General features: G+C 40.8%; 16 protein-coding genes. 11 read left to right on the forward strand and 5 right to left on the reverse strand.

Annotated features, from left to right (window positions below; genetic code table 11):
• Positions 1–176 precede the first annotated feature (176 nt).
• The 10 genes from MHZ92_RS17095 (at position 177) to rlmH (ending at position 9,843) form a co-directional block, all read left to right on the forward strand.
• The gene (locus tag MHZ92_RS17095) at positions 177–1,619 is read left to right on the forward strand and encodes a M23 family metallopeptidase (protein WP_239432921.1); all 1,443 of its coding nucleotides are present in this window, start codon (positions 177–179) and stop codon (positions 1,617–1,619) included.
• Positions 1,620–1,788: 169 nt separating this feature from the next.
• Positions 1,789–2,499, forward strand: a complete 711-nt coding sequence (gene yycF / locus MHZ92_RS17100) for a response regulator YycF (RefSeq protein ID WP_239432922.1) — start codon at positions 1,789–1,791, stop codon at positions 2,497–2,499.
• A gap of 5 nt (positions 2,500–2,504) precedes the next feature.
• Positions 2,505–4,331 carry a cell wall metabolism sensor histidine kinase WalK gene (walK, locus tag MHZ92_RS17105; protein WP_239432923.1) on the forward strand — a complete coding sequence of 609 codons (1,827 nt, stop codon included), beginning with the start codon at positions 2,505–2,507 and terminating at the stop codon, positions 4,329–4,331.
• Positions 4,322–5,653 carry a YycH family regulatory protein gene (locus MHZ92_RS17110; RefSeq protein ID WP_239432924.1) on the forward strand — a complete coding sequence of 444 codons (1,332 nt, stop codon included), beginning with the start codon at positions 4,322–4,324 and terminating at the stop codon, positions 5,651–5,653. Before walK ends, MHZ92_RS17110 begins: the two co-directional genes overlap by 10 nt.
• Positions 5,640–6,476: a two-component system regulatory protein YycI gene (locus MHZ92_RS17115; protein WP_239432925.1), complete on the forward strand. Its 837-nt coding sequence runs from the start codon at positions 5,640–5,642 to the stop codon at positions 6,474–6,476. The genes MHZ92_RS17110 and MHZ92_RS17115 overlap by 14 nt, the downstream gene beginning before the upstream one ends.
• A 12-nt stretch (positions 6,477–6,488) precedes the next feature.
• Complete coding sequence (locus MHZ92_RS17120; protein ID WP_239432926.1) at positions 6,489–7,277, forward strand: MBL fold metallo-hydrolase; 789 nt, start codon at positions 6,489–6,491, stop codon at positions 7,275–7,277.
• Between the two features lie 4 nt (positions 7,278–7,281).
• Positions 7,282–7,515: a hypothetical protein gene (locus tag MHZ92_RS17125; RefSeq protein ID WP_239432927.1), complete on the forward strand. Its 234-nt coding sequence runs from the start codon at positions 7,282–7,284 to the stop codon at positions 7,513–7,515.
• A 40-nt stretch (positions 7,516–7,555) separates the two neighbouring features.
• The gene (locus MHZ92_RS17130; RefSeq protein ID WP_239432928.1) at positions 7,556–8,914 is read left to right on the forward strand and encodes a S1C family serine protease; all 1,359 of its coding nucleotides are present in this window, start codon (positions 7,556–7,558) and stop codon (positions 8,912–8,914) included.
• A 205-nt stretch (positions 8,915–9,119) separates the two neighbouring features.
• A complete protein-coding gene (locus MHZ92_RS17135; protein WP_239432929.1) occupies positions 9,120–9,284 on the forward strand; it encodes a CxxH/CxxC protein in 165 nt (54 codons plus the stop codon).
• Positions 9,285–9,363: 79 nt separating this feature from the next.
• Positions 9,364–9,843, forward strand: coding sequence for a 23S rRNA (pseudouridine(1915)-N(3))-methyltransferase RlmH (rlmH, locus tag MHZ92_RS17140; protein ID WP_239432930.1), 480 nt, complete (start codon positions 9,364–9,366; stop codon positions 9,841–9,843).
• A gap of 259 nt (positions 9,844–10,102) precedes the next feature.
• Here the strand turns inward: rlmH and MHZ92_RS17145 are convergent, their stop codons facing one another.
• The 4 genes from MHZ92_RS17145 to MHZ92_RS17160 form a co-directional block, all read right to left on the reverse strand.
• The gene (locus MHZ92_RS17145; protein ID WP_239432931.1) at positions 10,103–11,155 is read right to left on the reverse strand and encodes a DUF4179 domain-containing protein; all 1,053 of its coding nucleotides are present in this window, start codon (positions 11,153–11,155) and stop codon (positions 10,103–10,105) included.
• Positions 11,139–11,702 (reverse strand): sigma-70 family RNA polymerase sigma factor, encoded by a 564-nt coding sequence (locus MHZ92_RS17150; protein ID WP_239432932.1) that lies wholly within the window; start codon positions 11,700–11,702, stop codon positions 11,139–11,141. Before MHZ92_RS17150 ends, MHZ92_RS17145 begins: the two co-directional genes overlap by 17 nt.
• 412 nt (positions 11,703–12,114) lie before the next feature.
• Complete coding sequence (locus tag MHZ92_RS17155) at positions 12,115–12,855, reverse strand: SDR family NAD(P)-dependent oxidoreductase (RefSeq protein ID WP_239432933.1); 741 nt, start codon at positions 12,853–12,855, stop codon at positions 12,115–12,117.
• A 104-nt stretch (positions 12,856–12,959) separates the two neighbouring features.
• Positions 12,960–14,186 (reverse strand): NAD(P)/FAD-dependent oxidoreductase, encoded by a 1,227-nt coding sequence (locus tag MHZ92_RS17160; protein WP_239432934.1) that lies wholly within the window; start codon positions 14,184–14,186, stop codon positions 12,960–12,962.
• A 294-nt stretch (positions 14,187–14,480) separates the two neighbouring features.
• Between MHZ92_RS17160 and MHZ92_RS17165 the strand changes: the two genes are divergently transcribed.
• Positions 14,481–15,119, forward strand: coding sequence for an alpha/beta hydrolase (locus MHZ92_RS17165; protein ID WP_239432935.1), 639 nt, complete (start codon positions 14,481–14,483; stop codon positions 15,117–15,119).
• Positions 15,120–15,246: 127 nt separating this feature from the next.
• On the opposite strand, the gene MHZ92_RS17170 is transcribed toward MHZ92_RS17165, so the two are convergent.
• The gene (locus MHZ92_RS17170; protein ID WP_239432936.1) at positions 15,247–15,810 is read right to left on the reverse strand and encodes a nitroreductase family protein; all 564 of its coding nucleotides are present in this window, start codon (positions 15,808–15,810) and stop codon (positions 15,247–15,249) included.
• Positions 15,811–15,886: the final 76 nt, after the last annotated feature.

Here is a 15,886-nt window from a genome sequence, read left to right on the forward strand (position 1 = left end):
TAAGGAATATTTGGTTGTAATACTACAAGTTCATTACAAATGGAGGGAATGCCACAAGCAAGCTAGAGGATATGATAAATTGGTAAAGTGTAAAAAACTTTCAGTATGATCGGCGTCTAGTAGCAGCTGTCAGTCGGAAGGAGTATTCAATAACGATGTTTTCCAAGAAACAAAAATTGAAAGAACAACAGAATAGAAGCACCCTATATAGAAATATTCGAAAGGTCGGTGTCATCTCCATCCTCTTCGCAGGAATCGGAATTAGTTCAGGTTTCGCACTTGAAAAAGAGGGAGACTCGACAATCCATACCGTCTACCATGTTTACTCGGACAATGAATATGTCGGGATGTTATCCGATGATAAAAAAATTGACCAATTAACAAAAGAGGAATTAGAGAAAGCGGCCTCCGAATACAAAGATCTCCCATTGACCATCGGCACTGAATTATCGGTCGTCCCTGAAAATGTATTTTCAGTTGGAACAGACGACGAACGAGTCCTTGGTAAACTTCAAGACTTGCTAACCGTTGAGGCGGAAGCAATCGGTGTCCAAATTGATGAAGAGACTGCCCTCTACGTCAAAGATATGGCCGAATATGAAGAAGTGATCCAGGAGCTTGTGTTGCAAACAGTTACCGAGAAGGAGCTTACGGAATTTGAAGCCCGTCAACAATCTACTGAAGCATTACCACCGTTGAAAGAAAATGAAACAAGACTTACGAATATTCAATTCAGTGCCGACATTCAGGCGACTGAAGGACAAACGCCACCGGAAGAAATCAGAAGTGTAGAAGAAGCGCTAACCCTGTTGAATAAAGGCACATTGGAAGAGAAGAAATATGCCGTTCAGGAAGGGGACGTATTAGGCAAAATAGCCAGTGCGCATAATATGTCGACTGCACAACTGCTCGAGATCAATCCGGGGATGACAGAAAATACTGTTCTACAAATAGGCCAGGAGTTGAACGTAACAACTCTCGAACCTTACGTAGAAGTGGAAGCCCATTATGAATCTAAAGAAATTACCCCGATTCAGTTCAAAAAACTGACTGAGAAAGACGAATCGGTATTCAAAGGTGAAAAGAGAGTTAAACAAAAAGGAACGAACGGTAAGAAATCGGTCACCCATCTCGTAAGAAAAAAGAACGGAAAAGTGATCGGCCAATCTGTTGCGGAGGAACATGTACTCTCAGAACCCGTCCATGAAGTGACGGTCGTCGGCACGAAAGTGATTCCTTCACGGGGGACAGGCAATTTCGCATGGCCGGCAGATGGCGGATACGTATCGAGCCAAATGGGGAAACGATGGGGAAGGGTACACCAGGGCATTGACATTGCCCGTCCATCAACACGAGCAATTTTTGCTGCGGACAATGGCGTCGTTACGAATGTCGGATATCATGGGACCTATGGAAACCGTATTATCATTACCCATAACAATGGCTATAAGACGTTGTACGCCCACCTGTCATCCACTAATGTGAAAGTAGGACAAACAGTACCTAAAGGATCGAAAATCGGTGTCATGGGTTCTACAGGACGTTCTACAGGCACGCATTTGCATTTCGAAGTATTCAAGAATGGTTCCAATATTAATCCGTTAAGTGTGTTAAGATAAAGAGTAAGGGATGGAGACGCTACAGAATTCTGTTGGTGTCTCTTTTTCTAATTTCGTCTATGTATGGTCAGAAGGTTTATCGAAAGAAAAATAGAATATATAATAATAACGATTACACGTGATACGGATGTAATAAGTAGTCGCCAATTGGCGAGAAAGGGAATGAACGATGCAAAATAAAACGATTTTAGTTGTAGATGATGAAAAACCAATAGCTGACATATTAGAGTTCAATTTGAAGAAGGAAGGCTTTACTGTTCATTGCGCTTATGATGGCGAAGAGGCGCTTGAAAAAGTGGAAGAGGTGCAGCCGGATATTATGCTGCTCGATATTATGCTTCCGAAACGCGATGGCATGGAAGTGTGTAAGGAAGTTAGGAAGAAGTATGACTTCCCAATCATTATGCTGACGGCAAAGGATTCGGAAATCGATAAAGTGTTAGGTTTGGAGTTAGGTGCGGATGATTATGTGACGAAGCCGTTCGGCACACGCGAATTGATTGCCAGGGTGAAGGCAAACTTGCGCAGACATTCCAAAACATTGTCGGAAGAACAAGATGAGGCGACAAATGAAATTACAGTCGGAAGCCTTGTCATCCAACCGGATGCTTATTTAGTCCAGAAGCGCGGGGAGTCAATTGAATTGACGCACCGTGAATTCGAATTGCTTCATTATTTAGCAAAGCATATCGGACAAGTAATGACGCGGGAGCATCTGTTGCAAACAGTATGGGGCTATGATTATTTCGGGGATGTGCGGACAGTTGACGTAACGATTCGCCGTCTGCGTGAAAAGATCGAGGACACCCCGAGCCATCCGACGTGGATTGTAACAAGGCGTGGAGTCGGTTACTATTTGCGTGACCCAGAACAGGAGTAAGGAACATGCAGAAAGTCGGTTTTTTTCGCTCCATCCATGTAAAGTTCGTCCTAATCTATATTTTGCTCATCGTTGTAGCGATGCAGATAATCGGGCTTTATTTTGCAAGGGAGCTTGAAGAGACGTTGAAGACGAACTTCACGACATCGGTCAAAGACAGGATGAATCTAGTGGAATTCAGTGTCCGTGAAGAAATGATGAAAGATCGGTCACCGGACGATCCGTCACTCGAGCAGAGCTTGCGGACCGTCCTTTCGGGCTTTAATTCGGAAGATATTAATGAAATACGGGTGATCGATGCAAAGTATAAAATATTAGCCACATCCGAGCTTGGAAATCAATCATTAGTCCGCCAACGATCGATGGAAGACAGTGTGAGGAGGTCGATCTCCTCTGAAACGTTCTATGAGAATATCAACTTTGACCAGGCATCCGGCGAGCGTGTCATGGTGCGAGTCACACCGATTATGAACAATAACATGGAAGTCATCGGGGCTTTATATGTGACGGCCAATATTGAAAAAGTATTTAAGCAAATCAATGATATTAACCAAATACTTGCGGGTGGAGTGGCAGTTTCATTAGCGATCACTGTTATTATCGGAATCTTCATCGCACGGACCTTTACACGACCGATTTCAGATATGAGACGACAGGCACAAGCGATGGCTCAGGGGAATTTCTCGAGGAAGGTCCATGTATATGGTGATGATGAAATGGGCCAACTTGCCATTGCCTTTAACCATTTGACGAATCAGCTCCAAGAGTCACAATCAACAACTGAAAGCGAGCAAAGGAAGCTTGCCTCTGTTCTTGAAAATATGACCGATGGTGTTATTTCAACAGACCGTAAAGGGCGAGTAAGTCTTATTAACGACTCTGCACTTATAATGCTCCGGCTGACACGAGATCTTGTGTTGAACCGCCCGATTACGAGCATATTGGGCCTGGAACAGGAGTATACGTTCGAAGATCTCATACAAGTCAAAGATTCTATCGCGCTCGATTTCAGTACGGAGAAGGAGCCTTATATATTGCGGGCGACTTTTTCCGTAACACAACGGGAGACTGGCTTCGTGAACGGCCTCATTGTCGTCCTGCATGACAATACCGAACAGGAAAAGATCGACATGGAGCGCCGTGAGTTTGTTTCTAACGTGTCTCATGAGCTCCGTACCCCTTTGACAACGATGCGCAGCTATTTGGATGCGTTGGCGGAAGGAGCATGGAAGAACGAGGACATTGCCCCGTCCTTCCTTCGCGTGACACAGACAGAGACGGAGCGGATGATACGACTTGTGAATGATTTGCTGAAACTGTCGAGGATGGACAGCAAAGAATATGAATTGAACACCGAATGGGTGGAATTCAACCATTTCTTCAACTCGATCATTGAGAGGTTCGAATTCTCAAAATCACAAAATGTTCATTTCAAGAGGCTGCTGCCATCTGCGGATCTTTTTGTCGAAATCGATACCGATAAAATGACGCAAGTAATCGACAATATCATTTCGAATGCACTGAAATATTCTCCTGACGGTGGGGACGTCCGTTTCGGTGTGACTACGTCCGGGACATACATCAAAGTGATGATCTCTGACGACGGCATGGGAATTCCAAAAGCAAATGTGAACCGCATTTTCGATCGTTTTTACAGGGCGGATCGCGCGAGGTCGAGGGCAATGGGCGGAACAGGTCTTGGACTCGCCATCGCGAAGGAAATGATCATCGCTCATGGCGGGAAAATCTGGGCGGAAAGCGAAGAAGGGAAAGGGACTACGATTTTCTTTACGCTGCCTTTTGAACAACAAGAGGAAGGTGAATGGGATTGAAGTATATCGAACCAATCAAATCGATTATTTTACTATTACTCGTTCTGTTGAGTGTCACATTCACCTTTTCCATATGGACGTATTCACCGCAGCTGCCTATTATTGAACAATCACCGACAGTGGATATTTCAATCGGTGAACGGAAAAAAGATCATGACATCATTAAGCCTTATAAATTCGTCATTAAATATGACGAAGCTTTGAGAGGAACGACCGAGCAAACGAAAATTGATCAAGTATTGAAGGAAATGAGCACTTGGAAAGTATCTCAACTCGTTCGTGAACCGAACGAGATGAATAAAACAGAGATGAAAGCTTTTTTTGAACAAACGAATCAGTTCACAATGTATTTCCAAGGTGATGTGCCGTTGCCTGTCTATGATAAGATTTTGCCTATCGAAGATGACATTCCACTACCTGATCGATTTAGCTTTGACCGTCTAGTCGTCCAATGGAATGCTAAAGAGATTGCGTTTAGAGTTCATTTCATCAGCCAGGCAACAGGTATCCATTATCATGGAAGAATATCTGCGAACGATATGATGACGTCTTACCGAAATATCGTTCAAGAGGGGCAAACCTTGCCAGTTTATGCTGAAGTGGCTGTCGAGGAGCCGGTTTATTTGGCAGTCCCTGCTGAACCGGTCAAAATGTCTCGTAGCACATATTACCAGGAAGAAATAAGTCCGACACGTTTTCGGGATGCGTTATTTAATGACCCGAATGCAGTGCGACGCAGCCAAGTCGATGCAACACATGAGGAGTTTGGAGACGACCATGCACGATTAATCGTAAACACAAATACAAAAATGTTGAATTTTTTTCATCCTGCTGCAGAAATTCGGGAACCGGCAAACCCTTCTGTCCTATTGCAAGATGTAATTGACTCCATAAATGAACATGGGGGATGGACGGATTCTTACAGATATTCGTATATGAATTCATACTCTCGCTACGTGAAATTCCAGCTGTTCATCCATGGTTATCCTGTTTTCGGTGAACCGATGGGAACGACGGAAATTTCTCAAATATACGGCGAAAATCGGGTTTTCCGTTATAACCGTCCTTACTATACACGTGGTGTGCTGTTACATGACGAGGAGATCGAGCTTCCTTCGGGCTTGGAAATTGCAAATGCGCTGAAGGAGTCAGAGAAGCTTGATATCGGAGCGGTCGAGGAAATTACGGTCGGTTACACTATGAGACATGATCAAGATCAACGGATATTTGTCATGGAGCCTGCCTGGTATTATTTGATCAAAGGGGACTGGTCCCGCTATGTACCTGATCAAGGCGGAGGTGAGCAGATTGGATTGGAGTAAAACGAAAACCATTTTTATCGTCGTCTTTTCGATATTAAATATTTTTCTCTATTCCTTGTATTTGAATCAGCATACGGAAGCCCAAAATGTACAAGTAGCGAGGAAAGCGTCGATTGAGGATTTGATGAAGCAAGAGAACATTACGTACAATTTACCGCAAGTCGTTAAAAATGACTTCTCCTACATATCCGCTGACATGAAGTCATTCTCGCAGGATGAACTGGATTTGTTGGAAGACCAGTCTATCCTCATTGAGGATGATACTCGGATTGAATCCGAAATGGAGGTTCCGGTTTCCATACGGAATGCAAAAGGAGATCCTCATTTCACGGATTTCCTCGCGAAATATGTATGGGGTGGAGCTGAATATGAGCTTTGGGAAGTGGACGAGGAAGATCGGAAAGCCATCTTCTTTCAAAAGGTGGATGGCGAACCAATCTTCTATAGTCCGAATGCCACGCTGATCATCTATTGGGATGACAATTTTGAAGTAACTCATTATGAGCAGCGGATGCTAGAAAAATTCTCAAGCGATAACCTTAAAAAAGAAGTATTAACTCAAGATGAAGCGGTCGGATCCCTTGCAACGCGAGGGTTTTTGAAGCAGGATTCCAAAGTGTTGAAAGTGACGCCGGGATACTCGTCACTTGTCCAATTGACGGAAACTCAAGTATTTGCTCCGACCTGGAATATTCGTGTAGAATTGAAGGATGGAACGATTGAAAATCATTTCATAAATGCCATAGAAGGTAAAGTGATAGAATTCCAATTCGAGAAAGTGGAAGAGGAAGAACTTGAAGAGGCTGAGGATGAAAAAGAATAAGGAGTTTTTCATATGCGTTTTAGTGTGCTTGCAAGTGGCAGCACGGGCAATTCAGTATATATCGAAACCGAAAAGCATGCTTTCCTCGTAGATGCGGGACTGAGTGCGAAAAGAATGGAGCAGCAACTGGAAAGCATCGGTCGTTCTATGGAGCAAGTAGATGGCATCTTCGTTACCCATGAGCATAGTGACCATATAAAAGGGATTGGCGTGCTCGCACGAAGATACAAAATGCCGATCTATGCGAATGAAAAGACATGGCTTGCAATGAATGGACTTGTCGGTGAGATTCCAGTGGATCAACGTTACCATTTCAACATGGAGACGAATATGTCATTCGGTTCGCTTGATATTCAGTCGTTCGCCGTTTCCCATGACGCCGCGGATCCGATGTTTTATGTATTCCACGAAAATGACCGGAAACTTGCAATCATTACGGATACAGGATATGTGAGCGACCGGATGAAAGGGCATATAAACGGAGCCGACGCATTCGTCTTTGAAAGCAATCATGACGTCAGTATGCTGCAGATGGGACGCTACCCATGGTCCGTCAAACGCCGGATCTTGAGCGACGTCGGACATGTATCGAATGAAGATGCGGCTATCGCGATGAGCGAAGTAGTAGCCCAAAAAGAGACAAGAATCTATTTGTCCCATTTGAGCAAGGATAACAATATGAAAGATCTCGCAAGGATGAGCGTTTCGCAAACATTGGAAGCATACGGGATCCGTACGGGAGAATTCGTGCATTTGCATGATACCGATGCGGAAAAACCAACCGAGCTTGTCACTGTTTAATAAAATGTTAAAAGCCTTGCCTACGGGTGAGGCTTTTTCTATTTTGATTTCAGGAAGTGGTCCACCGAGCAACGCTCAAAGAGACGTGTTCCGCGCCCCCAAAGAGAAGTGTTTCGCGCCAAAAGAGAAGCGTTTCGCGCTCAAAGATACGCGTTACACACTCAAAGAAACGTTGCGACTCGAGCAAGCCTTCACCAACAAAGTTAAAGAAAGATTTGATTTTAAACAACATGATTAGGGTAAAGTAAATGTAACTGTCTATAGAAAGGGAGAGGAGAATGGACGAATTCAATCAAGGTCCGCGCAAGGAAGAAGATAAGCAGGACATTCATAATCAAGAACCTGAAGGACGTAAAGAACCTCAAAATCTTCAAGAACCCGAAGAACGTAAAGAACCTCAAAGTCTTCAAGAACCTGAAGAACCTGAAGAACTTGAAAAACGTGAAGAACCGATAAGATACCGCGAATCTCCAACCAAATCGAAACGCCGAGGCGGATTTCTGCCTGCCTTGTTCGGTGCAATTCTAGGTGGGCTCATCGTCTGGTTACTGATGAATTTCACTTTGGATAAGGAGAATGTGTCGCCTCAAGTCGGGGGTGAAACGACGGGTAATAATAACCTCACGAGCGAGCGGGTCTCCATGGATATTAATACGGATGTCACCAACGTTGTCTCCGAAGTAGCGGATACGGTCGTCGGCATAACGAATTTACGAACCGTGCGCGATTTTTGGTCTGCAACGGAAACGACGAGGGAAGGTAGCGGATCTGGCGTCATTTATAAGAAGGAAGGCGATAAAGCGTACATTGTCACAAACCATCATGTCGTTGAAAATGCGGAGGAATTGGAAATCACATTTGATGATGGGACGAAGGTGGACGGACGACTCGTCGGCAGTGATATGTGGACTGATTTAGCCGTCGTTGAAATCGATGCAGCCCCTGTCAAAACTGTAATTGAATTTGGGGATTCGGATGCATTGAAGCGTGGGGAAACAGTTATCGCAATCGGTAACCCCCTCGGTCTTGGTTTTGCAGGCTCTGTGACGATGGGCGTCGTCTCCGGAAAAGACCGGTCGATCCCAATTGATTTCGACCAGAATGGTACGGTCGATTGGCAAGCTGATGTCCTACAGACGGATGCCGCCATCAATCCCGGCAACTCAGGCGGTGCGCTTATTAACCTAGCGGGCCAACTTATCGGCATCAACTCGATGAAAATTACGCAGTCAACCGTGGAAGGAATCGGACTTGCCATTCCGATCAATATCGCAGTACCCATCATCGAGGACCTTGAAAAAACCGGTACAGTTCAGCGACCGACAATGGGCGTCAGTCTCTTTAACTTGGAGGATGTCCCTACTTCAGAACGAAGAAGAATGTTGAATTTACCGGAGGAGATTGTTGAAGGTGTCATCGTCACTCAAGTATTCCGCAACACACCTGCTCAAGCGGCTGGCGTACAGCAGTATGATGTCATCGTGGAAATGGATGGAGAGAAGATTACAGATATGGTCGGTTTGCGAAAGCATCTGTATAACGAGAAAAAAGTTGGAGACACGATGACGATGAAAGTGTACCGTGATGGAAAACTGATTGACATACAAATGGAATTGAGGGACGGCAACACATTCTAAACAATGTGGTATAAAAGCAGGCAGAAAACTGAATGGAATGTTACACTTTTAACAAGGCTGTAATATTATTTATCCACAACAGGCAGCATAGCAGAACATCGGCTATACTGCCTGTTTTTTCTGTAGAAGTTATACGCATGTGGATAAAAAAACGAAATTGTTAATAACTTTGTGTAAAAATCAAGTGGAGAAAGAAGTGTGGAAGATGAAAATATATTGTTGTGAAACCCACGTCAATCATGCACTAGACGTTTTTATCGCGAAAGAGGAAACGTTTCCGATTCTAGAAACAATTAAGAAAGACGAAAAGTTATCCACAAAATGCGAGTACTGTGACACGCCCGCAACGTATATTGTGGCGAACGGATAATCGGGCACTACATATAGTTTTTTCTGTGGATATGTGAATAAGTTCTGTGTATAACATTTCAGCAAAGGTGGACAACCCTGTGAATATTACAATTGTGTCAGTTGGCAAACTAAAAGAAAAATATTTAAAAATGGGCATGGATGAATATGCCAAACGTCTCGGCGCCTACGCCAAAATAGAGCTCGTCGAAGTACCAGATGAAAAGGCTCCCGAGTCATTAAGTGAAGCAGACATGGAAATCGTCAAGAAAAAAGAAGGGGACAGGATCCTTGCGAAAATCAGTCAAGACGCATACGTAATTGCTCTGGCGATTGAGGGGAAGATGAAAACGAGCGAGGAATTGGCGGCTGGAATGGAGTCGTTGATGACATATGGCCGAAGCAAAGTCGTCTTCGTCATCGGCGGATCTCTTGGATTACATAATGATGTATATAAACGCGCGGATGAGCTGTTATCGTTTTCTAAAATGACATTTCCTCATCAGTTGATGAAATTGGTGTTATTGGAGCAGATCTATCGAGGATTTCGAATTATGCGGGGGGAACCGTATCATAAGTAAGTGCATTTTTTTATAGGTAACTATTCACGACAAAGGAAAATATGAATGGTGCTTATAGTAGAAAAATAAATGATGCATTTGAGCTACTAGATTAAGGGAAATTAGTGGAGGCGGTAGCTGTATATAATACCACAAGTAATAAACCACTCAAAGTATTTTCAATAATGCTTTGAGTGGTTTTAATTCATCCTCTTTTGAACGAATATTATTCTATGTTCAATTTTGTTAACTTTTGCTCACATCATCGAGCATTTGTATTTTATCGCTCAATTTCTACAATGATATCGTCTAGTTGCATTATTTCAACCGACTCATAATTGTTATCTAAGTTTTTAAAGTGGAATATAGGTGTGAATATTAACTTTTTAGCATTTGGGTGTAGCTGTCCAAATGTAATCATATAATCTGTTACACCAGAATTCCCATATCCACCATTAAATTTCGATTTATACGTATTTCCTAAGTCATCCTTTAACAGTAATTCAGAATAAATTACGTTATATTTTTCATTTAAAACATCATTGTGTACGCCTTCTTTGTAATTAACGATGAATGAGTATGGTGTATACGTAATTTTGTTGATTTCTACGTTAAGAGCGTTCTTTTCTGATTTAGGAAGTTCAACTGTTTGTACAATTGTATCAGAGGCTTCCGCATAAATTGTGAAATCCCATTCGCCTTGAACGACTTCACCGTTTTCAGGATTAGATAATTCACGGATATTGAATTGGAACGTACCTTCATCAATGGAATGTGATAAAGGTAAAATAGCGGTTGTCATAGCTGCATATTTATTGGGAGCGATTTTATAAATGTCATGCTCTGCATGGAACAAGGAGTTTTGCTCACCATTTAATGTGAAGCTACCATCGATTAAAGCGATTGGACCTAATTCTTTGTCTGTTTCAATTGAGTAGCTAACGAAAAGCTTTTTACTGTCTAATAATGTTTCGGTAATTGTAATTGTCGTGCCATTACTTTCAACCGTCAAATTTTCAGCTTCTGCAAAGTTGTCATAGCCAATTAATGTTGTGCCATATTCTCTTTCAGAGAACAGCTTAAAAATACTATTTACGAACGGAATTTCCTGTGCAAATGTTGTGTATGAAAGTCCAACCAATGAAGTGGCACCAATACCAATAGCTAGGCATGCAGCTGCAATTCCTTTCGTCCATTTTTGAGAGCTGTTTTTGTTGATTTGTTTTCGCAAATCCTTTTTAAATTGTGCCTTTTCAAACTCTGATACCTCCACCTCTTCAAATTCATGGAGATTTATATCAATTTCATTAAAATGATTAAATAGTTTCTTCAATTTGAAAACCTCCTATTGATTTTTTAAGCTTCTTTTTTCCGCGATAAAGTCGATTATCGATAGCAGACTTTGTCATTTGAAGCTGACGTGCGATTTCCTCTGTGTCAAAGTCTAGTAAGTATTTCATAATAAATATCTTTTGATCGACTGGTTTTAATTTCGAGATAATGGCAAAAATATTTTGCTGCTCTTCGAGTAGCATATTTTTTTGGTACGTTAATTCGTGTGATGTGAAGTCTAAATTAAGAGAAAGGCTCTCTTTTTTTCGCATTTCGGTACGGATATAATCGACTGCCTTATATTTTGCAATGACACAAATCCATTTTTGAAAATCCGTAGGCTCACCAGTAAACTTTTTAGCATTTTTCCAAATCGACAATAAAATTTCGTTACAGCATTCCTTAGACAGATCATTTTTATTAAGTGGTCCTAATGTTTTTACGACCACGCCTTTAATAAGCGGTAAATAATGATCAATCACATAATCAAGAGCTTCTTCTTCGCCGGCTTGAAGAAGGGCTATAAAATTTTGCTCGTTAATTTTCATCGGAATCTCCTTTCTTTAAACGATTGTGTAAAAGCCTTTACACTTTATATAACGTTAAGATGCGGACAATTTTCGCAAATAAAAAAATTCTTTTAAAAATAGAACTCGATTACTTCATTCATTGTTATGATGAAAATTTCCTTCATATTGTGCGGCACAATTGCATTTAGAAGAGTTGTAGCAGGAACAGTTTGATGAATGAAGTATATGTTTGAATATGTGGAATAAAGGATACATAAAAACCCCATATAGAGATAGTGGGGAGAACCGTACCATAAGTAAGAGTGGTTTAAAAAATAACCACCTAAAACGTTAATTTGGAAACGTTTCAGGTGGTTCTGTCATTTTAACTTATATAGTTTAAATAATTTTGTTGGCGCATTCCGCTTTTTTAAAACATGAAATATATAAATTATAATGCGGCAGATCCACCATCAATTGAAATGACAGCACCATGAATATAAGATGCCTCATCGCTAAGTAGGAATGCAACTACATTCCCTACTTCATGGGGTTGACCTAATCTGCCCATCGGTACTGCATCAGCCATTGCTTTAATAGCTTCTGCTGGAAATGCTTTTACCATGGGTGTTTCATTGGTTCCAGGAGCAATTGCATTGATACGAATATTATCTTTTCCATATTCTCCAGCAATGGTTTTTGTTAAACCAATGACAGCGTGCTTTGTCGCCGAATAAGCTCCTAATGTAGGCATTCCAACTAAGCCGCCAAGAGAGGAGGTATTGACAATAGATCCACCGCCAGTTTTTAGCATCTCGTTCACGACATATTTCAAACCATAGAAGACACCTTTTAAATTAACATCAACTATGTTATTGAATTCTTCTTCAGAACATTCTAAAGTTCGAACTCCAGAACCTGAAATTCCAGCATTGTTAAAAAACATATCTATTTTTCCAAAGCGGTCAATTGTTTCGACTACATATTTTTTTACATCCTCAACTTTACTTACATCTGCTTGAATAAAAAAAGCATTACTGCCTAACTCTTCACAAAGATTTACTGTCTCTACCCCGTTTTCTTCGGACAAATCTACTACTGAAATGTTTACTCCTTTTTGGGCAAGTTTAATTGCAGTTTCCCTTCCGAACCCACTGCCCCCGCCTGTAATAATCGCTGTCTTTCCCTCCATTTAATTCCCTCCATTTTCGATGATTTTGAATATCATAATATGCCCATATAAGGATTTTTCAATTGTGAATTCGGTAAAAAAGGTGGAAACAATCCCCACCTTTTTCACTCTTTATTTACTATAGGACGATGTTGTAAGTAGAGAGCTAAATCTGGACTATAACCTTCAACAATCTCCTTTACAATAATCTTCGAAAGGAGTTGGCTGTAAACTGTTCCATTATCACCAAAGGCAAATAGAAAATAGCTATTAGGATATTCTTCATATTTACCGATGATCGGAATCCCGTCGACTGTACCGCCATAAAATGCAGATAAAAAGAATTCTGCTTTGGCGTTTATTTTCGGAAATCGTTTATTTAATTCTCCAATCAGCTGATCTCTTTTGTGAATTAATTTACTATCCCGGTCATCGGAGTAATTCGTATTATCATCAAGACCACCTACAATAATCCTGTTGTCTTTCGTTGTCCGCATATAAATATAGGGGCGTGCGGTTTCCCAAATAAGTGACCTGTTATGCCATTCGGATAAATTGTCAATTTGGTTGGTCGTGACCGTAAAGGTACTGACAAAGGAGGCTTTTTTCTCTTTTTTAATTTCCATCCCTTCATATCCTGCAGCAAAAATAACAGTACGTGCTTGTATAGAGCATCTATTCTTTGTCGAAACGACCATCATGTTTTGTTCCTTTTCATAATGGTGACCATTCATTTCCGTATTTTCATATATGCGAACGCCTTTTCTTGCCGCATAATTCAATAGGGCATGGGTATATCGAAAAGGATTAATTTCTGCATCGTTGTATGAATAGATCGCTGCATCTCTACTAAAAGGATACTTTGCTTCAATTTCTTCTTTTGTTAAAAAAGTAAGTTCACAGTTGTGCATCTTTAAAAATTCATATTCGTTTTTTAGCTTTTCCACGTCTTCTGCACAGCTAGCGGAGTATAATGTATCCCTTCTGTTGAATTCACAATCAATGGTGACATTTTTTGAGGCTGCTTCAATTTCATTAATTGCTTTCTTTACTAAATTCAAATGTTTTGTTATATAATCTTTCCCAAAAGTATTGATTAAATCTATAAACATTTTTTCACCGGAGTATTGTAGGAGTGCTGTATTTGAACTAGTACTGCCACTTCCGATTGTTGATTTTTCGATTACAATTACATCTAAATTAGTATCTGCAAGATAATATGCACACTGAGCTCCGGAGCTTCCGCCCCCAATAATTAACACATCACAACTAAGATCTTCTTCTAATGCCGGGTAAGACGGGGCATCAGGAAAAGTAGTAGGCCAATAAAATGTTCCAGATTGTAAATTCATGAAAGACCCCCAAAAGCTAAGAAGTATATGATTACTATATCCAATTTCAATGTGTGTATTCTAAAAACCGCACATCCGTTACGAAGAACCGTACCATAAATAGAAGCAGTTTATATAGCCTATGGAGTCTTGGGACAATTGCTAAGTATAGCGGATGCTAAAATGTATAAGAATAAGAAAATGAATAATCCGTTGTATCGTAAAAAATGTTTTTCTCCTTTACAATTATAGAAGAATAATTAAAAACAACATATTTCAAAGTAACACCATCAAATCTTATAAAGGATGATACCAATGGATAATACTTTTATTTATGAAATGCGTAGACCAGCAACAGAAGAACTAGGAAGATCTTATCCTGCAATATTTTTGATGCATGGCATGGGAAGTAATGAAAAGGATATTTTGACGCTGGTAAATGGGCTTGAGAAGGATGCCTACATATTTAGTATTCGCGGCCCGATTGAACAGCCACCTGGATTTGCATACTTCACTATTGAAGGATTTGGAAAACCTCATCGTTCAGTATTTGATGATACGGTTCGGAAGCTGGAGGAATTTATTAAAAATACCTTAAATACATATGCAATAGACCCGGAAAAGGTATTCCTGGGCGGTTTTAGTCAAGGAGCCATACTCTCTATGACTCTCGGTTTAACGATGGGGAGTAGGATAAAGGGAGTAATGGCATTTAGCGGTTATATTCCACACTTTGTAAGAGAAGAGTACTCGAAACAGCATACAAGCAATCTACAGATATTTATTTCTCATGGTGAAAAGGATCCAGTGTTTCCACTTGCATGGGGTGAAGCGAATCGGGATTATTTCGATAAATTAGGTGCTACTGTAACCTATCATGCTTATCCAGCAGGTCACACAATTTCATTAGAAAATTACAAGGATTTCCGAGAATGGCTCGATCAGCAGTTATAAACAAAATAACTTTTAGGAGTTCTTATTAAATAGAGCACTTCAGAAAAAATTCTGAAGTGCTTTAGATTGGAAAAACCGCAAGTATAGTAAGTGCGGTTGTTTACTTAGGGTATTTAATTTACTGAGATTACTTGAAAGAACCTTCAAATAGAATTTCATCTAATGGGCGACGACCTGATGGTGTTTCGCGTTGTTGTAATTCGGGAGAGAGCATATCTTTTTCACCTTTATAACCAATCGCGATTGCTAATTGTACATCGAAGTTTTCAGGAATATTTAACGCTTCCTTCGCCACATCTTTGTATATACCGCTCATTGGATGAGTGATTAAGCCTTCTTTAGCTGCTTGTAGTGACAGGAATCCCCAAGCTGTGCCAGCATCAAATTCATTTGATCCCTTTGTGTTATCAGATACTAGTATTGCTAATACTGGGGCATTTTTAGCCCATACTAAGTTTCCTTCCATTAAGATTGGATGGAACTTTTCTAGGTCAGCTTCTGTTTTAGCGACGATAAAACGCCAAGGTTGGTTGTTACCTGAAGAAGGTGCCCAACGAGCTGCTTCGAATAGTCTATTTAATACGTCGTCAGCAACTGGTTTGTCAGCAAACGAACGCGGAGACCAACGATTTAAAAATATATCTGCAATTTCGTGTTCAGCTGTACGGTAATCTTTTGCTTGGAATGTCATAATAAAATCCTCCTAGTTGTATCAAACTCCCTTATTTATATTAAATTAAGTAAACAAGTTTGCAAGCAACTCGACT

Origin of the sequence: Sporosarcina sp. ACRSL (assembly GCF_022346605.1) — a bacterium.
Classification (GTDB): Bacteria; Bacillota; Bacilli; order Bacillales_A; family Planococcaceae; genus Sporosarcina.